This is a genomic window from Streptomyces sp. NPDC060064, from assembly GCF_042736455.1.
GTDB lineage: Bacteria > Actinomycetota > Actinomycetes > Streptomycetales > Streptomycetaceae > Streptomyces.
The window spans coordinates 89,857-109,984 of record NZ_JBHWWF010000003.1 but is presented as its reverse complement, the minus strand read 5'-3'; the positions used below and the strand labels follow the sequence as shown (position 1 = coordinate 109,984).

The 20,128-nt window shown below is 68.3% G+C and carries 15 protein-coding genes; 6 read left to right on the top strand and 9 right to left on the bottom strand.

Translation table 11 applies throughout. From position 1 onward, the window contains the following. The first annotated feature begins 13 nt into the window (after window positions 1-13). From ACFWDI_RS04740 to ACFWDI_RS04715, 6 genes are all read left to right on the top strand, one after another. The gene (locus tag ACFWDI_RS04740) at window positions 14-685 is read left to right on the top strand and encodes a DUF3000 domain-containing protein (RefSeq protein ID WP_385301334.1); all 672 of its coding nucleotides are present in this window, start codon (window positions 14-16) and stop codon (window positions 683-685) included. A gap of 318 nt (window positions 686-1,003) precedes the next feature. After that, window positions 1,004-1,666, top strand: coding sequence for a response regulator transcription factor (locus tag ACFWDI_RS04735; RefSeq protein WP_005310513.1), 663 nt, complete (start codon window positions 1,004-1,006; stop codon window positions 1,664-1,666). A 77-nt stretch (window positions 1,667-1,743) separates the two neighbouring features. Beyond that, a complete protein-coding gene (locus ACFWDI_RS04730) occupies window positions 1,744-3,018 on the top strand; it encodes an HRDC domain-containing protein (protein ID WP_385301332.1) in 1,275 nt (424 codons plus the stop codon). A 368-nt stretch (window positions 3,019-3,386) separates the two neighbouring features. Next, window positions 3,387-4,607: an acetyl-CoA C-acyltransferase gene (locus ACFWDI_RS04725; protein ID WP_327326660.1), complete on the top strand. Its 1,221-nt coding sequence runs from the start codon at window positions 3,387-3,389 to the stop codon at window positions 4,605-4,607. Further along, entirely contained in the window at window positions 4,604-6,730 is a 2,127-nt protein-coding gene (locus ACFWDI_RS04720) for a 3-hydroxyacyl-CoA dehydrogenase NAD-binding domain-containing protein (RefSeq protein WP_385301331.1), read from the top strand. The genes ACFWDI_RS04725 and ACFWDI_RS04720 overlap by 4 nt, the downstream gene beginning before the upstream one ends. Window positions 6,731-6,816: 86 nt before the next feature. Further along, window positions 6,817-7,203 (top strand): NTP pyrophosphohydrolase, encoded by a 387-nt coding sequence (locus ACFWDI_RS04715; RefSeq protein WP_385301330.1) that lies wholly within the window; start codon window positions 6,817-6,819, stop codon window positions 7,201-7,203. Window positions 7,204-7,307: 104 nt separating this feature from the next. Here ACFWDI_RS04715 and ACFWDI_RS04710 read toward each other — a convergent pair whose 3' ends face one another. The 9 genes from ACFWDI_RS04710 to ngcE all read right to left on the bottom strand — a co-directional run bounded on the left by ACFWDI_RS04710 (window position 7,308) and on the right by ngcE (window position 19,736). Beyond that, on the bottom strand, window positions 7,308-8,825 hold the full coding sequence (locus ACFWDI_RS04710) for an amino acid permease (RefSeq protein ID WP_385301328.1): 1,518 nt from the start codon (window positions 8,823-8,825) through the stop codon (window positions 7,308-7,310). Window positions 8,826-8,968: 143 nt separating this feature from the next. After that, complete coding sequence (dxs, locus tag ACFWDI_RS04705; RefSeq protein WP_385301326.1) at window positions 8,969-10,882, bottom strand: 1-deoxy-D-xylulose-5-phosphate synthase; 1,914 nt, start codon at window positions 10,880-10,882, stop codon at window positions 8,969-8,971. A gap of 165 nt (window positions 10,883-11,047) precedes the next feature. Then, window positions 11,048-12,337 carry a sugar ABC transporter permease gene (locus tag ACFWDI_RS04700; protein WP_385301325.1) on the bottom strand — a complete coding sequence of 430 codons (1,290 nt, stop codon included), beginning with the start codon at window positions 12,335-12,337 and terminating at the stop codon, window positions 11,048-11,050. Further along, the gene (locus ACFWDI_RS04695; RefSeq protein WP_327326654.1) at window positions 12,334-13,122 is read right to left on the bottom strand and encodes an ATP-binding cassette domain-containing protein; all 789 of its coding nucleotides are present in this window, start codon (window positions 13,120-13,122) and stop codon (window positions 12,334-12,336) included. The genes ACFWDI_RS04700 and ACFWDI_RS04695 overlap by 4 nt, the downstream gene beginning before the upstream one ends. Before the next feature lie 180 nt (window positions 13,123-13,302). Then, window positions 13,303-14,415 (bottom strand): substrate-binding domain-containing protein, encoded by a 1,113-nt coding sequence (locus tag ACFWDI_RS04690; protein WP_385301323.1) that lies wholly within the window; start codon window positions 14,413-14,415, stop codon window positions 13,303-13,305. 121 nt (window positions 14,416-14,536) lie between these two features. Beyond that, entirely contained in the window at window positions 14,537-15,736 is a 1,200-nt protein-coding gene (locus ACFWDI_RS04685; protein WP_385301322.1) for an ROK family protein, read from the bottom strand. Window positions 15,737-16,305: 569 nt separating this feature from the next. Continuing rightward, window positions 16,306-17,223: a carbohydrate ABC transporter permease gene (locus tag ACFWDI_RS04680; RefSeq protein ID WP_385301321.1), complete on the bottom strand. Its 918-nt coding sequence runs from the start codon at window positions 17,221-17,223 to the stop codon at window positions 16,306-16,308. A 91-nt stretch (window positions 17,224-17,314) separates the two neighbouring features. Beyond that, on the bottom strand, window positions 17,315-18,238 hold the full coding sequence (locus tag ACFWDI_RS04675; protein WP_385301320.1) for a carbohydrate ABC transporter permease: 924 nt from the start codon (window positions 18,236-18,238) through the stop codon (window positions 17,315-17,317). Window positions 18,239-18,287: 49 nt separating this feature from the next. After that, the gene (ngcE, locus tag ACFWDI_RS04670) at window positions 18,288-19,736 is read right to left on the bottom strand and encodes an N-acetylglucosamine/diacetylchitobiose ABC transporter substrate-binding protein (RefSeq protein ID WP_385301319.1); all 1,449 of its coding nucleotides are present in this window, start codon (window positions 19,734-19,736) and stop codon (window positions 18,288-18,290) included. Window positions 19,737-20,128 lie beyond the last annotated feature (392 nt).

Below are 20,128 nucleotides of genomic sequence, written 5' to 3'. Positions count from 1 at the left end.
TACTCTTCCCCGCATGGCTGCGGCTCAGGGACATTTTTCCGATCATTCCAACGGCGCTGACGATGCGGACAGCGCGGAGGGGAATGCCGTCCCGCGCGCGTTCCGGCAGGCGGTCGACGCACTGCGGGCCGCGCGACTGCGACCCGAGATCGAGGTGGACCCGACGCGCCCGCCGCAGCGCCTCGCCCCGCATGCGTACGCCCTGGAGGCCGCGGTCGTCGACGGCGACGACGATCTGGCGGACGGCCGGCTCGTCCTGCTGCACGATCCGGCCGGCCATGACGCCTGGCAGGGCACCTTCCGGCTGGTGACACTCGTACGCGCGGAACTGGAGCCGGAGATGGCGGCCGATCCGCTGCTGCCCGAGGTCTGCTGGTCGTGGCTGACGGGCGCTCTGGAGGCACGCGGTCTGTCGTACGGGGAGCCGAGCGGGACCGTCACCCGCGCGGGGTCTCACTATTTCGGTGGACTCTCCGAGCGACAGCCGGTGACGCAGATCGAGATCCGGGCCTCGTGGACGCCGCGGGAGGGTGTCGGCGGAGTCCCGGACTCGGCTGCACACTTCGCGGCCTGGTGCGATCTGCTCTGTCAGGTCGCCGGGCTGCCGCCGTCGTCGGCCGGTACGGCGGACTCGGCGACGGGCGTGGTGTCGTTGCCACAGCGGCGCGGTCCGCAACAGCCGTAGTCCGTACCCGGGTCGCGGCCAGGGAGACTGAGCCCGGGCAACTGAGCCCGGTGGTCACAGCTCGGCAGTCACAGTTCGGCAGTCGCAACTCGATGCTCGGGATGCTCGTGATGCGTGCGTGCTTCGTGATCCGGGACGGGCTCGCTCGTAGGATGATCGATCACGCGTCCGAATTGCCCCAATTGTTACTCACCAAATCGTGATCATTCTCTAAAGGCGGGCGGGTTTGGTGCCGAAGAGGTTCGTGACCCTTCAAGCACGGTTCGCCCCGGCTTCCTCCCCGAGCCGGCTCTGTCCCGCACCTTCCCAGGAGGCCTGGTGTCCGTTCTTCTCGAGCAGCCCGCAAGCCTGGTCGCCTACCGCCCGAACAAACCGACGGCCATGGTCGTCGTGGCCGACCCGCGCGTCCGCTCCACCGTCACCCGCCACCTGTGGGCCCTCGGAGTGCGTGACGTGATCGAGGCGTCGTCCATCGCGGAGGCCCGCCCCCGCGTCGGCAACCCGCGCGACATCTGCGTGGCCGACGTCCACCTGCCCGACGGTTCCGGGCTGACCCTGCTGTCCGAGACCCGAGCCGCGGGCTGGCCCAACGGCCTGGCCCTCTCCGCCGCCGACGACATCGGCGCCGTGCGAAACGCCCTCGCGGGCGGCGTCAAGGGCTATGTCGTCACCGGTACGCGTACGAACATCGGGCACCCGACCCGCCCCGGGGCCGCCCCCATCGGCGCCGCGGCCAACCGGATGCACCGCCGCCCCCCGGGTGCCCCGAGCCACCCGGGCGGCTACCGCGAGCTCTCCGGCCGCGAGGTCGAGGTGCTCCGCCTGGTCGCCGAGGGCCAGTCCAACAAGGCGATCGGCGTCTCGATGGGCCTGTCCGCACTGACCGTCAAAAGCCACTTGGCCCGCATCGCACGCAAGCTCGGCACCGGCGACCGAGCCGGAATGGTGGCCGTCGCTCTGCGCACCGGGATCATCCACTGACCGCTCTACATTTCTTCACGCCCGTCGACGGAACGTTCCGTCGACGGGCGCCGTCCGTTGACGGATACCCTTGACACGTGACCGACGCCCAAGAGACCGCAGCAGAGACAGCACTGCGAACCACCGGGGGCGCTCCCCCGGACGACGTCGAACCGGCGCCGATTCCCTTGCTGGAGCCCCGTGAAGGCATTCCACCGGTGGTGGCCACCGACGATGCCCTCGCCGAAGTGATCGACGCCTTCGCCAGGGGTACCGGCCCCGTCGCCGTCGACGCCGAGCGCGCGTCCGGCTACCGGTACGGCCAGCGGGCCTATCTCGTACAGCTGCGGCGCGCGGGCGCGGGCACCGCGCTGATCGACCCCGTGGGCTGCCCCGACCTCTCGGGGCTCGGCGAAGTGCTCGCCGGTGCGGAGTGGATCCTGCACGCGGCAACCCAGGACCTCCCGTGCCTGCGCGAAATAGGCATGATCCCGACCCGGCTCTTCGACACCGAGCTGGCCGGGCGGCTTGCGGGCTTCCCGCGGGTCGGGCTCGGCGCGATGGTCGAGTCCGTACTCGGCTACGCCCTGGAGAAGGGCCACTCGGCCGTCGACTGGTCAACCCGCCCATTGCCCGAGCCCTGGCTGCGCTACGCCGCGCTCGATGTGGAGCTGCTGGTGGATCTGCGCGACGCGCTGGAGAAGGAGCTGGACCGGCAGGGCAAGCTGGAGTGGGCCCGCCAGGAGTTCGACGCGATCGCCGCGGCACCGCCGGCCCCGCCGCGCAAGGACCCCTGGCGTCGTACGTCCGGGATGCACAAGGTGCGGCGCCGCCGTCAGATGGCGGTCGTACGGGAGCTGTGGACGGCCCGCGACAAGGTCGCCCAGCGACGCGATGTGTCGCCGGGCAAGGTGCTCAGCGACTCCGCGATCGTCGAGGCGGCGCTCGCGGTGCCGGCGAACCTCCAGGCGCTGACCGCACTGCCCGGCTTCGGCCACCGGATGGGACGGCGTCAGCTGGAGCAGTGGCAGGCGGCCGTGGACCGGGCCAAGGCGCTGCCCGACGCGGAGCTGCCGCAGCCCGGCCAGCCGCTGAACGGTCCGCCGCCGCCCCGTTCCTGGGCGGACAAGGACCCGGCGGCCGCGGCCCGGCTCTCCGCGGCACGCGCTGCGGTCTCCGCACTCGCGGAGGAGCTCAATCTGCCGCAGGAGAACCTGATCACGCCGGACACGGTGCGGCGGGTCTGCTGGGAGCCGCCCGCGGAAATCGGCGAGGACGCCGTGGCAGAGGCCCTGGCCTCGTACGGCGCGCGCCGCTGGCAGATCGAGCAGGTGGCGCCGCTCCTCACGCGCGCGCTGACGGCCTCGGCCTGACGCCTGCGGCGGGCTTGTTCTTCCCCACCCCGCCCCTTCCCGAACTGGGGGCAAACCCCGGACCCCGTATGCGACCTTCGGTCGCATGTCCTCAAGCGCCGGACGGGCTGAACATGCGACCCAGCCGCAAAATCAGCCCCGCCGGCGATTGAGGCGCGGGGGCTGGGGCGGAGCCCCGGCTCGGGAAGGGGCGGGGTGGGGAACAGCCCTCCGCAGGCGCACCGCGCCCCCGAACCCCGTGTGACGTTCGCCGCTCCCGGCGCAGGGGGTGGGCAGGGTGGTTACCCGCAAGTAGCATGAGCGGAGGAAGCGCGCGCTTAGGCGCGTGCCCGCAGCAGTGCCACCCCGCACCCTGGAGGAGAGCCATCGTGCCTCGTACCGTCAGGGACGTCGTCTTCGTCGACGGCGTCCGCACCCCGTTCGGCAAGGCGGGCCCGAAGGGCATTTACCACGAGACCCGGGCCGATGATCTCGTCGTGAAGGCGATCCGGGAGCTGCTGCGCCGCAACCCGGACCTCGACCCCGCCAAGATCGACGAAGTCGCGATCGCCGCGACCACGCAGATCGGTGACCAGGGCCTCACCCTCGGCCGCACCGCCGGCATCCTCGCGGGTCTGCCGCAGTCCGTCCCCGGCTACTCCATCGACCGCATGTGCGCGGGCGCGATGACCGCCGTGACGACGACCGCCGGCTCCATCGCCTTCGGCGCGTACGACGTCGTGATCGCCGGCGGTGTCGAGCACATGGGCCGTCACCCCATGGGCGAGGGCGTCGACCCGAACCCGCGGTTCGTGAGCGAGAAGCTCGTCGACGAGTCCGCCCTCTTCATGGGTATGACCGCCGAGAACCTGCACGACCGCTACCCGACCATCACCAAGCAGCGCACCGACGAGTACGCCGTGCGCTCGCAGGAGAAGGCCGCGAAGGCGTACGCCAACGGCAAGATCCAGCAGGACCTGGTGCCGGTCTCCGTACGTCGCACCAACGCGGAAGCGGGCGAGACCGGTTGGGGCCTGGCCACGGCCGACGAGCCGATGCGTCCGGGCACGACCCTGGAGTCGCTCGCGGGCCTGAAGACCCCCTTCCGCGCCCACGGCCGGGTCACCGCCGGTAACGCCGCCGGTCTCAACGACGGCGCCACCGCCTCCCTCCTCGCCTCCGAGGACGTCGCGCGCGAGCTGGGCCTGCCGGTCAAGATGCGGCTCGTGTCGTTCGCGTACGCCGGTGTCGAGCCCGAGGTCATGGGCTACGGTCCGATCCCGTCGACCGAGAAGGCCCTCGCCAAGGCGGGTCTGTCGATCGACGACATCGGCCTGTTCGAGATCAACGAGGCCTTCGCCGTCCAGGTGCTGGCCTTCCTCGAGCACTACGGCATCGCGGACGACGACGCGCGCGTCAACCAGTACGGCGGTGCCATCGCGTACGGCCACCCGCTGGCCTCCTCCGGTGTCCGCCTGATGACGCAGCTGGCCCGCCAGTTCGAGGAGCAGCCGCACGTCCGCTACGGCCTGACCACCATGTGCGTCGGCTTCGGCATGGGCGCGACGGTCATCTGGGAGAACCCGCACTTCGACGGAGGCACCAAGTGAGCACCACCGAACTCCTGAAGGGCGCCGCCGAGCTCTTCCCCGACGAGGTCGTCACGCAGGCGCACGTACGCCACCTCGACCTCCCGGCCGGCGCGGGCACGTTCGCCCTCATCACGCTGGACAACGGCCTGGACCACACCAAGCCGACCACCTTCGGCCCCCAGTCGCTGGCGAACCTGAACGCCGCCGTCGACCAGGTCGAGAAGGAGGCGGCCGAGGGCGCGATCGTCGGCGTCGGTATCACCGGCAAGCCGTTCATCTTCGCGGTCGGCGCCGACCTCAAGGGCGTCGAGCTGCTCAAGCAGCACTCCGACGCCCTTGCCATCGGCAAGGGCGGCCACGACGTCTTCAAGCGCCTCTCGGCGCTGGCCGTCCCCACCTTCGCGTACTACAACGGCGCGGCGATGGGCGGCGGTGTCGAGGTCGGTCTGCACTGCTCGTACCGCACCGTCTCCCAGGCGATCCCCGCCTTCTCGCTGCCCGAGGTCTTCCTCGGTCTCGTCCCGGGCTGGGGCGGCTGCGCACTGCTGCCGAACCTGATCGGCGCGGACAAGGCCGTCTCGGTCATCATCGAGAACTCGCTCAACCAGAACAAGCAGCTCAAGGGCAAGCAGGTCTTCGAGCTCGGGATCGCCGACGCGATCTTCGAGGGCGCCGACTTCCTCGAGCAGTCGCTGATCTGGACGGCGTCCGTGCTCAAGGGCGAGATCGTTGTCGCGCGGCCCGAGGTCGACCGCGGTCAGGCCTGGGACGACGCCGTGGCGCGCGGCCGCTTCGTCGCCGACTCCAAGGTGCACGGCGCCGCCCCGGCCGCGTACCGCGCGCTGGACATCATCGCCGCCGCCAAGGACGGTGACCTGCAGGCCGGCTTCGACGCCGAGGACACCGCGCTCGCGGACCTGATCATGGGTGGCGAGCTGCGCTCCGGCATCTACGCCTTCAACCTGGTGCAGAAGCGCGGCAAGCGCCCTGCCGGCGCCCCGGACAAGTCCCTGGCCCGCCCGGTCACCAAGGTCGGCGTCGTGGGCGCCGGTCTGATGGCCTCGCAGCTGGCCCTGCTCTTCCTGCGCCGCCTCGAGGTGCCGGTCGTGCTGACCGACATCGACCAGGAGCGCGTCGACAAGGGTGTGGGCTACGTCCACGCCGAGATCGAGAAGCTGCTCGGCAAGGGCCGTATCAACCAGGACAAGGCCAACCGCCTCAAGGGCCTGGTCAGCGGTGTGCTGGACAAGGCCGAGGGCTTCTCCGACGCCGACTTCATCATCGAGGCCGTCTTCGAGGAGATCGGCGTCAAGCAGCAGGTGTTCGCGGAGGTCGAGGCGGTCGCCCCGGCGCACGCGGTCCTCGCCACCAACACCTCCTCGCTGTCGGTCACCGAGATGGCGTCCAAGCTCCAGCACCCGGAGCGCGTGGTCGGCTTCCACTTCTTCAACCCGGTCGCGATCCTCCCGCTGCTGGAGATCGTCCGCGGCGAGAAGACGGACGACGCGGCCCTCGCCACCGCCTTCGGTGTCGCTAAGAAGCTGAAGAAGACCGCGGTTCTCACCAAGGACGCCCCGGCGTTCGTCGTGAACCGCATCCTGACCCGCTTCATGGGCGAGATCCAGAACGTCATCGACGAGGGCACTCCGGTCGAGGTGGCCGAGAAGGCCATCGAGCCGCTGGGTCTGCCGATGTCGCCGCTGGTCCTGCTCGAGCTGGTGGGCCCCGCGATCGGTCTGCATGTCTCCGAGACCCTCAACCGCGCCTTCCCGGAGCGCTTCACGGTCTCCGAGAACCTGGCCGCGGTCGTGAAGGCGGGCAAGCGCGGCTTCTACGTCTACGACTCCGGCAAGCCGGAGCTGGACCCGGAGGTCGCGGCACTCCTCAAGCAGGGCGATGTCGTCCTCACCGAGGAGCAGACCCGCGAGCGCGTACTGAACGCGGTGGCGCAGGAGATCGGTCTGATGCTGGAGGAGGGTGTCGTGGCCGAGGCCCAGGACATCGACCTCTGCCTGATCACGGGCGCCGGCTGGCCCTTCCACCTGGGCGGCATCACGCCGTACCTGGACCGCGAGGGTGTTTCCGAGCGCGTGAACGGCAAGACGTTCCTGGCGCAGGGCGTGGCGAGCGTCCCGGCGTAACGCCTGATCCCGAGCAAGCAGCAGCCCCGGCACCGTCGTTCGGTGCCGGGGCTGCTGTCTGTCCGGGGGCCTGGCATCCTGCTGATATGCGGACTCTGGTGATCGTCGACGGGGCGAATGTGGTCGGCTCGGTGCCCGACGGCTGGTGGCGGGACCGGCGCGGGGCGGCCGAGCGGCTCAGGGACCGGCTCGCCGGTCTTGCCGCTGACGGGATTCCCGGGTGGCCCGGTCCCGTCGAGATGGTGCTCGTCGTGGAGGGCGCCGCCAAGGGTGTGGAGTCAGTGCCCGGTGTGCGGGTGGAGTCGGCGCCCGGCAGCGGCGACGACCGGATCGTGGAGCTTGTGGCGGAGCGGGAGGCGGACCGGGCCTGTGTCGTCGTCACGGCCGACCGGGAGCTGTGTCGGCGGGTTGAGGCGTACGGCGCGGAGTGCGTGGGCCCACGGACCGTGCTGCCGCCGGGCAGGCGCAGATAGCGCAACGCTCCGTCAAACCCGGGAAGGCACAATGTCCGGCCCCGCAGCCACTGCCGGAGCAGGACGTACGGGGCCGGGGAGAACCGAGCCGGGCAAGAAGGCGCTCAGTACTCGGATTCGGGACCGAGGCTGCCGAGACGGCTGTGGCTGCGGCCGTACAGGAAGTACACCAGGAAGCCCAGCACCATCCAGACGGCGAACCGCAGCCAGGTCTCGGCCGGCAGATTGAGCATCAGCCAGACCGAGGCGGCCACCGAGACGATCGGAAGGAAAGGCACCCAGGGGGTGCGGAAGGCGCGGTGCAGTTCGGGCCGGGTTCGGCGCAGAACGATCACGCCGAGGGCCACGACGACGAACGCGAAGAGCGTGCCGATGTTCACCAGCGTCGCGAGCTCGTTGATGCTGGTGAAGCCCGCGATGATCGCGATGATCACGCCGAGCAGGATGGTCGGCCGGTAGGGCGTGCGGAAGCGCGGGTGCGTGACGGAGAAGAACCGCGGCAGCAGTCCGTCGCGACTCATCGCGAAGAACACCCGGGTCTGACCGAGCAGCAGAATCATGCACACCGTGATGAGGCCGACCGCGGCGCCGAAGCTGATGATTCCGGCGTAGACAGGGTGCCCGACGGCCTTGAAGGCGTCGGCGAGCGGAGCGCTCACCGACATTTCCGTGTAGTGCTGCATGCCGGTGACCACCAGCGACACGGCGACATAGAGCACGGTGCAGATCAGGAGCGAACCGAGGATGCCGCGCGGCATGTCCCGTTGCGGGAGCTTGGTCTCCTCGGCGGCGGTGGCCACCACGTCGAAGCCGATGAAGGCGAAGAAGACGACGGATGCGGCGGTGAAGATGCCCATGACGCCGAAGTTGGTGGGCTGGTAACCGAAGATCAGCTGGACCAGCGGGGCGTCCCAGCCCGCTCCGGCGGCCTGTGGCTGGGCCGGGGGGATGAAGGGCGAGTAGTTGTCGGCCTTGATGAAGAAGGCGCCCGCGATGATCACGATCATGACCACGGTCAGTTTGATGGCGACCACGACCGCCGTGACCCGCGCGGACAGCTTCATGCCGAGCACCAGGATGACCGTGAGAAGCAGCACCAGCAGGAAGGCCAGGAGATCGAAGCCGAACCCTTCCGCCACATCGGGCCCGGAGAGCGCGGCGGGCATGTGCCAGCCGACGTTGTCCATCAGCGAGCGGACATAGCCCGACCAGCCGACCGCGACCACGGCGGTACCGAGGGCGAATTCCAGGACCAGGTCCCAGCCGATGGTCCAGGCGACCAGTTCGCCGAGCGAGGCGTACGAGAAGGTGTAGGCCGATCCTGCCACCGGGACGGTGGATGCGAACTCGGCGTAGCAGAGCGCGGCGAGGGCGCAGACGATGCCCGCGGCCACGAAGGCGAGGGCCGTCGCGGGTCCCGCCGTCTCCTTGGCCACCTTGCCCGTGAGCACGAAGATGCCGGTGCCGATGATGACCCCGACCCCGAAGACCGTCAGGTCCAGCGCGGAGAGGGATTTCTTGAGCGCGTGCTCCGGCTCCTCGGTATCACGGATCGACTGTTCGACCGTCTTGGTCCGGAACAGGCCGTCTCCGCTTGGTCCCGTGTCCTGCTGCGTACTCACCGGCGTACCTCCACGCACTCGTCGTGATCGCCATGATTGGGACAACAGCGGTCCGAGAGGGCTCCGTACGGGTGGATTTCACGCGAATGGGCCGGTCGGACCACCCATACAGGGTGAACCAACCGGCCCTTCGACGCTACGGGTCAGTCGCGGGCGGGCTCGACCGCCTCGGTGTCGAACCGGCCGTCCAGCCTGGAGACGAGACCGGTGACCTGCCGGGCGATGTCCGGTGCGGTCAGGCCGATCTCCGCCATGACCTCCTTGCGGGAGGCGTGGTCGAGGAAGCGCGGCGGGATGCCGAAGTCGCGCAGCGGTACGTCGACTCCCGCGTCGCGCAGCGCCTGGGCGATCGCTGAACCGACGCCGCCGGCCCGGCTGTTGTCCTCGACGGTGACGACGACGCGGTGCTGTTCGGCGAGCGGCGCGAGCGCCTCGTCGACCGGCTTGACCCAGCGCGGGTCGACAACGGTCGTCGAGATGCCCTGCGCGTCCAGCAGGCCGGCGATCTCCAGGCACATCGGCGCGAGCGCGCCGACGGAGACAAGGAGGACATCGGGCCGGTCCGCGTCGGCGTGGCGCAGCACGTCCATGCCGCCGACCTTGCCGACGGCCTTCACGGCCGGGCCGACCGCGCCCTTGGAGAAACGCACCACGGTCGGCGCGTCGTCGACCTCGACGGCCTCGCGCAGCTGGGCGCGGACCTGGTCGGCGTCGCGCGGAGCCGCGATCCGCAGGCTGGGCACGCACTGCAGGATCGACATGTCCCACATGCCGTTGTGCGAGGCGCCGTCGGTGCCGGTGACACCCGCACGGTCGAGTACGAACGTCACGCCGCACTTGTGCAGGGCCACGTCCATCAGCACCTGGTCGAAGGCGCGGTTGAGGAAGGTGGCGTACACGGCGAAGACGGGATGCAGTCCGCCGGTCGCGAGGCCGGCCGCGGAGACCGCGCCGTGCTGCTCGGCGATGCCGACGTCGTAGACCCGGTCGGGGAAGGCCTTGGCGAACTTGTCGAGACCGACCGGCTGCAGCATCGCCGCCGTGATCGCGACGATGTCCGCGCGCTCCTTGCCGAGCTTGACCATTTCCTCGCCGAAGACCGAGGTCCAGTCGACGCCGGAGGAGGCGATCGGCAGTCCGGTGTCGGGGTGGATCTTGCCGACGGCGTGGAAGCGGTCCGCCTCGTCCTGGAGGGCCGGCTGGTAGCCGCGGCCCTTCTCGGTGAGGCAGTGGACGATGACGGGGCCGCCGAAGCGCTTGGCGCGGGCGAGCGCGGACTCCAGGGCCTCGATGTCGTGGCCGTCGATGGGGCCGACGTACTTGAGGCCGAGGTCCTCGAACATGCCCTGCGGGGCGATGAAGTCCTTGAGGCCCTTCTTGGCGCCGTGCAGGGTCTCGTAGAGCGGCTTCCCGACGACGGGGGTGCGCTCCAGGATGTCCTTGCCGCGGGCCAGGAAACGCTCGTAGCCGTCGGTCGTACGGAGCGTGGCGAGATGGTTGGCGAGGCCGCCGATGGTGGGGGCGTACGAGCGCTCGTTGTCGTTGACGACGATCACCAGCGGGCGGTCCTTGGCGGCCGCGATGTTGTTCAGCGCCTCCCAGGCCATACCGCCGGTGAGCGCTCCGTCGCCGATGACGGCGACCACGTGGTCGTCCTTCTTCAGTACCTCGTTGGCCTTGGCGAGGCCGTCGGCCCAGCCGAGCACGGTCGAGGCGTGGGAGTTCTCGATGATGTCGTGCTCGGACTCGGCACGCGCCGGGTAGCCGGAAAGGCCGCCCTTCATCTTGAGCTTGGAGAAGTCCTGACGGCCTGTGAGCAGTTTGTGCACATAGCTCTGGTGGCCGGTGTCGAAGAGAACCTTGTCCTTCGGAGAGTCGAAGACACGGTGCAGAGCGATGGTCAGCTCCACGACCCCGAGGTTGGGACCGAGGTGCCCACCGGTCTTGGAGACGGCGTCCACGAGGAAGGTCCGGATCTCGGCAGCCAGCTGGTCCAGCTGCTCCGGGCTGAGCCGATCCAGATCGCGCGGTCCCGTGATGCGGGTCAGCAGCGCCACCCGTGCCTCCTTGCAGTTGTGCGGTCTAGCTTGCCGGTCCGTCGAGTCTAGTGTTCCGTCCGCGACGCCGGTCGCCGGGCGGTGCGATGTACATCACGCAGTCGGGTGAACACACAGAGGTGCCCGGCACCGCGAACGGTGCCGGGCACTTCTGCGGAGCCGCGGTCAGGCGCGGCCCGCGGACTTCTGCGTCTTCCGGGTGACGGAGTCGATCACCACGGTGGCCAGCAGAACTCCACCCGTGATCATGTACTGAATCGGGGTGGCGATGCCCTGCAGCGACAGTCCGTACTGGATCGAGACGATCACCATGACACCGAGCAGCGCGTTCCAGGTCCTGCCGCGTCCACCGAACAGGCTGGTACCGCCGATGACGGCCGCCGCGATGACGTTCATCAGGAGATCACCGGCGCCGGCGCTCTGGTTGGCGGCGGCGATCTTGGAGGCCCAGAACAGTCCGCCGATGGCGGCGAACGTGCCCGCGATCGCGAAGACCGAGATACGCACCGCCGTGACGTTGATACCGGCACGCCGGGAGGCCTCGACGCTGCCGCCGAGCGCGAAGATCTTGCGGCCGTACGTGGTGCGGCGGAGCACGAAGTCCGTCAGCACCAGGACCACCAGGAAGAGGACCAGCGCCAGCGGCAGGCCGCGGTACTGGTTGAACATCACCGCGGCGGCGAAGGCGATCACCGCGAGCAACACCGTGCGGAGCACGATGTCGCCGAGCGGCCGGGACGGGACGCCTGCGGCCTCACGGCGGCGGTTGTCGACGAATGCCGACAGGAAGAACCCGGCCACTGCGATCGCGGCAAGACCGTAGGCGGCGGCCACGTCCGAGAAGTAGTACGTGGTCAGCTTTCCGACCACGCCGTCGCCGTCCAGGTTGATGGTGCCCTGGTCGCCGAGCAGCTGGAGCATGAAGCCCAGCCAGAAGAGCAGACCGGCCAGTGTCACGGCGAACGCGGGTGCGCCGATCCGGGCGAAGAAGAAGCCGTGGAGCGCGCCGATGGCCGCGCCGCTGGCGATCGCGACGATCACTGCCAGCCACTCGTTCATCCCGTGGGTGACGCTCAGTACGGCGACGATGGCTCCGGACACACCGCTGACCGAGCCGACCGACAGGTCGATCTCACCGAGCAGCAGTACGAAGATGATGCCGACGGCCATCATGCCGGTGGCGACCATCGCGACGGAGATGTCGCTGAGGTTCTTCGCGGAGAGGAAGTTCGAGTTCAGGCTCTGGAAGACCGCGCAGATGACGATCAGGCCGATGACGACGGGGATGGACCCGAGGTCGCCGGCGTGAAGCTTGCGCTTGAACTCCGAGATGTAGCCGGCGAAGCCCTGCTCCCGGACCAGCAGCCGGGGGTCGACCGCGGTGACCGCGTCGTGGGCGGCCTCCGGGTTCACGACCGGCGCGTCGGTGGGGGCGGAGGTCTTTTCGGTGTTCACTTCTGAACCTCCGTGGTGCGCGCCGCACGACGGGTCACGGCGTTGTCCGTGGCGCCGGTGATGGCGGAGATGATCTCTTCCTGGGAGGTGGTCTTGACCTCGAAGACGCCGTTGTTACGGCCGAGGCGCAGCACTGCCACCTTGTCGGCGACGGCCTTCACATCGGCCATGTTGTGGCTGATGAGGATCACCGCGTGACCGCGCTCGCGGAGCCGCTCGACGAGGTCGAGGACCTGCGCGGTCTGCTCGACGCCGAGGGCGGCGGTCGGCTCGTCGAGGATGACGAGCTTCGGCTCACCGAGCATCGAGCGGGCGATGGCCACGGTCTGCCGCTGGCCTCCGGAGAGCGAGGCGATCGGGATACGCACGCTGGGGATGCGGATCGACAGCGTGTTGAGGAGCTCGCGGGCGCGGCGCTCCATCTCGACCTCGTTGAGGATGCCCCGCTTGCGGAGCTCGCGGCCGAGGTAGAGGTTGCCGACGACGTCGATGTTGTCGCAGAGCGCGAGGTCCTGGTAGACGGTCGCGATACCGAGGTTCTGGGCGTCGTGCGGCTTGTTGATCTGAACGGTGCTGCCGTCCCACTCGATGACGCCCTCATCGATGGGATGCACGCCGGCGATCGTCTTGACCAGCGTGGACTTTCCGGCGCCGTTGTCGCCCACCAGGGCGACCACTTCACCGGCGTGGACCTCAAGCTCTACGTCGGTGAGCGCCTGAACGGCACCGAATCGCTTGGAGACCCCGCGCAACGCCAACACGGGCGTAGCGGACACGTGAACCATCTCCTTCGCCGCCTGACCGGCGGGGATGCCGCGCCGGGGGAACAGGCGCGGAGGTTGAGCAGAAGCGAACAGAGGGAAGAAGCGTTTCTGCCCGGTGCCCCGCCCCGATAGCGGGGGCTGGAGTGGGGCGGGACACCGGGCAGGCTTCGTGGGTGCGTAAGTCCCGTAACGCTTGGGGACTTACTTCAGACCGAGTGCGTCGCAGGCGGCCTTGTACTTCGGGGTGCAGATCTCGGCGACGGTGTAGACGCCGTCCTTCACGACGGTGTCCTTGATGTTGTCCTTGGTCAGCGAGACGACCGGGACGAGCACCGCCGGGATGCCCTTGGTGGTCGGGCTGTCCGTCTTGGACTTGGCGATGGAGTCGAGCTTCTCGCCCTTGGCGAGCGCGACGGCCATCTCGGCGGCGGCGGCAGCCTCGGGCGCGTACGGCTTGTAGACGCTCATGAACTGCTCACCCGCGACGATGCGCTGCACGCCCGCGAGCTCGGCGTCCTGGCCGGTGACCGGGGGGAGCTTGGAGAGGCCGGCGGCCTTCAGAGCGGTGATGATGCCGCCCGCCATGCCGTCGTTGGCCGAGTAGACACCGATGATCTTGTCCTTGCCGAGAGCCGTGATCGCCGCCTCCATGTTGGCGTTGGCGTTCTCCGGCTTCCATTCCTTGGTGTCGTACTCGCGGCCGACGTTCACCTTGCCGTTGAGCTCGGCCTTGGCGCCCTTCTTGAACAGGGCGGCGTTCGGGTCGGTGATCGCGCCGTTCATCATCACGATCTGGCCGTCCTTGGCCTTGGCGCCAAGAGCCCCGAGGAGCGCCTTGCCCTGGACGTGGCCGACCTGCTCGTTGTCGAACGAGGTGTATCCGTCGATCGGGCCCTCGGCGAGACGGTCGAAGGCGACGACCGGGATGCCTTCGGCCTTGGCCTTCTTGACCGAGCCGGCTATGGCCTTGGAGTCCACCGAGTCGACGATCAGCGCGTCGACCTTGTTGGTGATCATCGTGTCGACCTGCTGGTTCTGCAGCGTCGCGTCCTGCTTGGCGTTCGCGTAGACGACCTTGGCCTTGCCGTTGGTCAGCTCGCTGATCTTCTTCTCGATGAGCGGCTTGTCGAACTTCTCGTAGCGCGCGGTCTGGTTCTCCGGCAGGAGCAGACCGATCGTGATCGCGTCGCCCTTGGCGGCGCCGCTCTCCTTGGTCTTGTCGCCCGACTCCTTGGCGCTGCCACAAGCGGCGAGGGACACGGCCATCGTGGTCGCGGCTACGGCTACGGCGGCACGACGCATACGCATGTTCATCTTCGGAACCTCCCTGACGAGGCCGCGTCGCTGCGGCCGAGGTGGCTGGAAGTCAACTCGGCCGTTAGGCCGACGTCAAGGAGTAAATCCTTAACGAGATGACAACGGTGCCATTCATTATCTAAGTGAAGGCAGGTGCCCCGACGGGGAGCGAGCTGTCCAGAAGGGTCGAATCGCCCATTTCGCTGAGCACGAGGGCCAGTGCGCCCAGTACTTCCGCCCGGCCTCCGAGCGCCCCCGGAAGGACGGACAACTGGCGTGCCGCGCTGGGAATCGCGTATCGGGAGACCGACTCTCGAATCGGTCCGAGCACCAATTCTCCCGCTTCGGCAAGATTTCCGCCCAGCACAACGCGGCTGGGGTTGAGCAGGTTGCAGAGGTTCGCCACACCGCTGCCGATGTGGCGGCCGACGTCCGCGATGACCCGGCGGCAGCCGGGGTCGCCCTCGCGGGCCAGCTGGACCACGCGCTCCATGGTCAGATCGGCCCCGTGGCTGGACTGGAGCAGCGGCAGGACGTACCGGGCGGCGGCGAAGGTCTCCAGGCAGCCGCGGTTGCCGCAGCGGCAGACCGGGCCGGACTCGTCCAGCGTGATGTGGCCGATCTCGCCGGCCGTGCCGCCCGGGCCGCGGTAGATCTGGCCGTCTATCACCAGACCGGCGCCGACACCGCTGGCGACCTTGATGTACGCGAGATCCCGGACCCCGCGGCCGCTGCCCCAGACCAGCTCGCCGAGCGCTCCGAGGTTCGCGTCGTTGTCGACGTAGACGGGCACGCCGAGCCGCCCCGAGAGCTCCTCGCTCGGGTTGATGCCGGTCCAGCCCGGCAGGATCGAGGTGGAGCCGAGGGTGCCGGACTCCACATCGATCGGCCCGGGTACGCCGAGCCCGACGCCGATCACCTTGTCCTGGCCGATCCCGGTCGCCGCGATCAGCCGGTTGACCAGCTGTTCCGCCCGGCCGAAGCCCTCTGCGGACGAGGCGTCCACGTCGAGCGGCTCGGACTCCTCGGCGAGCACCTGGTGGGCGAGGTTGCCGACGGCGACCCGCAGATGGGTGTGCCCGAAGTCGACGCCGATGACGATGCCCGCGTCGCCGCTGAGCGAGACGCTGCGGGCCCGGCGGCCGCCCGCGGAGGTGGGTGTGACCTCGACGGTCCCGCCGTCTTTCAGTTCGCGAACGATATTGGAGACCGTCGCCGCGGAGAGGCCTGTGCCTCTCGCGATCTCCGCCTGCGTGAGCGAGCCCGCCATGCGTACGGCACGCACGACCCGCTCGAGGTTGGCCCGGTGCAGAGATGTCTGCGACCCCGGAGTCTCCATCGACTCATCCACTCCTGCCCCCGGTGGGCGGCACGACGACCGCCCCCGGCCGGGACCACCGTGCGGCGAGCCCGACGTTTCTCCAACTTGTGAACCCTAAGCACAACTCCCGAGCCTTATCGCGTCAAGACCTTGAGTGGTGCCAACCACGGATGAGCACGCAGGAGCGAATCCGGAGGGAAAGGGGGTGCGGGGGCGGATTCAGCAGGTGTAGACCTCCGGCAGCCGCAAGGAGCGGGCGACCACAGCCACGGCCACCGAACGCGACCGCGATCGCGGCGACGATCACTACGGCGACGGCGCCGACCAGCAGACGGCCGCAGATGGGCGACTTTCAGCCACGTCGAGATCGCCGCATGACGTCAGCGGCGGAGCTCCGTGGCCCGAGCCCCGGAACATCCGTCCCGAGAGCCCGGGCCGGATGTTTCTCGTACAGAAGGTGGAGTCAAGGAAACCGGCGAGCGCCAGAAGCCGGGCCGGGAGGACGCATCCCTGCCCGGGACCGGGCCGCGGCATACGGGCTCCGCCGTCGCGGACCGCGGATGCCATTCGCTGCCATTGCTTGACCGTTACTTGACCGCGCCCGCCGTCAGGCCCGCCACCACCTGCCGCTGGAAGATGATGTACGCCGCGAGCACCGGCAGCATCGCCATCACCAGACCGGCGAAGAGGCCGGACCAGTCGCCCTTGTAGCCCTGGCTGACGGCCAGCTCCACCAGACCCTGCGAGAGCACCTTCTTGTCCGGGTCGGTGTTCAGCACCGTCGGAAGCATGTACTGATTCCACTGCCCGAGGAAGTTGAAGATGCCGACGCTGATCAGTCCGGGCCTGGCCATCGGCAGCATGACCTGGAAGAAGGTCCGGGTGTGCGAGGCCCCGTCGATCATGGCCGCCTCGGCCACTGAGGTCGGCAGCGTACGGAAGAACGCGGTCAGGAAGAACACCGTGAACGGCAGTGAATACGCGATGTAGACCAGGATCAGGCCGTGCAGCGTGTTCAGCAGTGCGATGTTGTTCAGTACAAAGAAGAGCGGCACCAGCGCCAGCATGATCGGGAAGCTCATTCCTCCGATGAAGAGGAAGTAGATGAAGCGGTTTCCCGGGAAGTCGAAGCGCGCGAGGACATACGCGGCCATCGAGCCGAACAGCAAGGTGCCGACCAGCGAACCGCCCACCACCAGAACGGTGTTGAGGAAGTAGTCGCTCATGTGCGCCTGGCTCCAGGCCCGCGACCAGTTGTCGAAGTGCAGCGAGTCGGGCAGTGACCACGGCGAGGTGAAGATCGCCTTGTCGCTCTTGAAGGAGGTCATCACCGACCAGAGCAGCGGCATGATGACCATGATCGCCCAGATGACGAGCACGCCGTGCGAGAAGAGATTGAGGACACCGCCCTCACTGCTCTTCACCTTGGCGGGCGCAGCGTTCGTCTTCGCCACCGCCGGGCGCTCCTGGGAGGCGCCGGCGGGCGGGGCGTCAGTGGTTTTCACCGGGATTCACCTCGTGCTGTCATGCCGGCCACCGCGACCGAGCTGCTTTTCTGCCGGGGGTCCGGGGGGTGTCCCCCGGGAAGACACAGCATCAGAACTCCAGCCGCTCACGCCTGCCCAGCTTCATCACGAGGGCTGCGAAAGCCAGCGTGACGACGAGCAGGGCGACACCGATCGTGGTCGCATATGCCGCCTGGCCGTCCCGGAACGCGGTCTGGTAGACGTACAGCGTGAGAACCGTGGTCGAGTAGTCGGGTCCGCCGGGCCCCACGGTCATGATCTGGACGACCGCGAAGGACTCCGCGCCCAGAGCCAGGATTCCCATGTAGACCCAGCCCGACTGCACGGTGTCCCACAGGAGCGGCAGGGTGATACGGAAGAAGGTGGTGAACCGGTTCGCGCCGTCCAGCAGCGCCGCCTCGTAGAAGTCCTTGGGGATGGACGCCATCCCCGCCGAGAACAGGACGACGAAGAAGCCGACCGTGCTCCACACCAGGACCGCCATGACACACCAGAGCGCCAGGTCGGGGTCGCCCAGCCACTGCGGCTGTACGTCGTCGAGGCCGACGGCCTGCAACGCCCCGTTGATCGCACCGTCGTTGGGGTTGTACGCGAATTGGAACAGCAGGGCGACGATCGCGATCGACAGCACCTGCGGGAAGAAGTACGCGATCTTGTAGAAGGACGAACCGCGCACACCGGCGATGGCGGCGCCCTTTCGGCGCCGCCCGCCGACATTGAGCATAAAGGCGAAGAACAGCGCAAGGCCGATCGTCACCAGCGGCAGCAGCAGCGCGAACCACAGGCTGTGCTGCAGCGACTTCCAGAAGACGTCGTCGTCCAGCATTCGACTGTAATTGTCGAAGCCAACCATTTTGAAGTCCGGGCTCAGGCCTGTCCAGTCCGTGAACGAGTAGTAGATGGACTGGATGAACGGCCAGATGACGAAGATTGCGTACAACGCCAGGGGGGCCGCCAAGAACCCCACAATGAACCGGTACTTGCCGTGTTGCATGGTTACCGACCCCGATCTTCCGGCGAGTGCCGCCGCTGGTGACGCCTGCTCACTGGTGCTTGTAGTGCTTGATCGACTGGTCCTTGGCCGCCGCGTCGGCGAAGCCCTGGATCTTCTTGATGGTTTCCGCGGGGGTCGCGCGGCCGGCCATCATCTCGCCGAGACCGGCGACGCCGATCTGCTCCTTCTGGAGCTTCACGTACCAGTCCTGAAGACGCGGGTTGACGACATTGTCACCCGCCTTCTTCAGCGCGTCGACGCCGGACTGCATCGCCGTCGACAGGGTGAGGCCGTCGGTGCCGCCGTTGAACGCGGTCAGCGACTTCACCTGCTGGGTGAAGCTCTTCGACGAGGCCTCGCTGAGCATGATGCGCAGCTGCTCCATGCCACCCTCGGCGTTCTTCGCCTTCGCCGGGACGACGAAGGGCTCACCGCCCGAGGCCCAGATGGTGCCGAACGGCAGCTTGTCGGACTTGTCGAGGCTGGAGGGCGCGGCCACCATCATCTTGAAGTCCTTGGGCGTGGTCTTCGCCGCCTCGTTCTCCACCCAGGAGCCGTTGGGGATGAAGAGCGCCTTGCCCTGGGTCCAGGCCGTCTGGGACTGGATGTGGTCGATGCCGGGCGTGCCCTTGAGGATGTAGCCCTTCTTGTAGAGCTCGTAGTACGCCTCGAACGCGGCCTTGACGGCAGGGTGCTCCCAGGCCTTCGGCTCCAGGTTGTCGATCGCGTCGAGGACCTCGCGGCCACCGATCTTGGCGATGAAGGGGTACAGCGAGAACGGCAGGTAGTACGGGTACTTGCCCGCGTAGGTCCAGCCGGCGATGCCCTTCTTCTTCGCCTTCTCGCACAGGGCGAGCATGTCGTCCCAGGTCTCCGGGTACGTGGCGTCGAGCTTCTCCAGCGCGGTCTGGGAGTACCACACGCCGTACACGGTGTAGGCGTAGTAGAGGATCCAGACCGGGTCGCCGTCGAACTGGCCCATCTCGACGATGCCCGGGCGCAGGGTGTCGCGCACCTTCTTGTTCGGGTCGTCGATGGACGGAGCGTCCAGCAGCGGCGTGAGGTCGGCGAGCTGCTTCTTGCCCACCAGGACGCCCATGTCCATCTGCTGGGCGCCGGAGTTGTCGATCAGGTCCGGCGGGGTTCCACCGTTGAAGCGCGGCTGCAGCTCGGACTGGATCTTCTGCGTCGCGCGGTGCTTGACCTTGGGGGCCTTGGGGAAGGCCTCCTGGTACTTCTTCTCGGCGTCCAGGGCGTACTGCTGGCCGAAACCACCGTCGAAGATGACGACCTCGAGCTGAGCCGTCTCATTGACGCTGAGCGGATTCTTGGCAGTCTTCTTGCCCTTGTCGACCTTCTTGCCGCCGCCGCTGTCGCTGCTCGCACAGGCGGACAGGAAGCTCATCGTCGGAACGGCGATCAGGCCGAGTGCGGCAGACCGCTTGATCAGATCGCGACGGCCAAGGCCCTCATTGTTGTGGGCGGAGGTGGATCCCATGCTCAAGTCCTCGCCTTCTCCAGGACTCAGGCGGTGTACCGGTCACCCGTTCGTATTCGCCTAGGCGAAGGGCCCCGCCACCGCGGTCAGTTGCGCTTGGGTCGTGCAGGGTTGGGCATGAGGGACGGGCGGAATACCGGCAGGTGTAGTACTGAGGCATCCGCCATCCCCCGTCCCCCGTGTCCGCCGCCGAGCGACTGTGCCAAGGCTATGCAGACGCCGACAGGTATAGTCCACTTCCCGCCAGCTGGGCAAGATCGAATGCAGGTTTGAGCGGCAGTCTTTCCCGAGTTGAGACCTCGCGGATATCCCGGATATTCAACACCCTTGACACCACCGCGCACTTGCCTCCCTACTGGATCCTGCGGATCGCGCCTGACAACGTTGTCCAA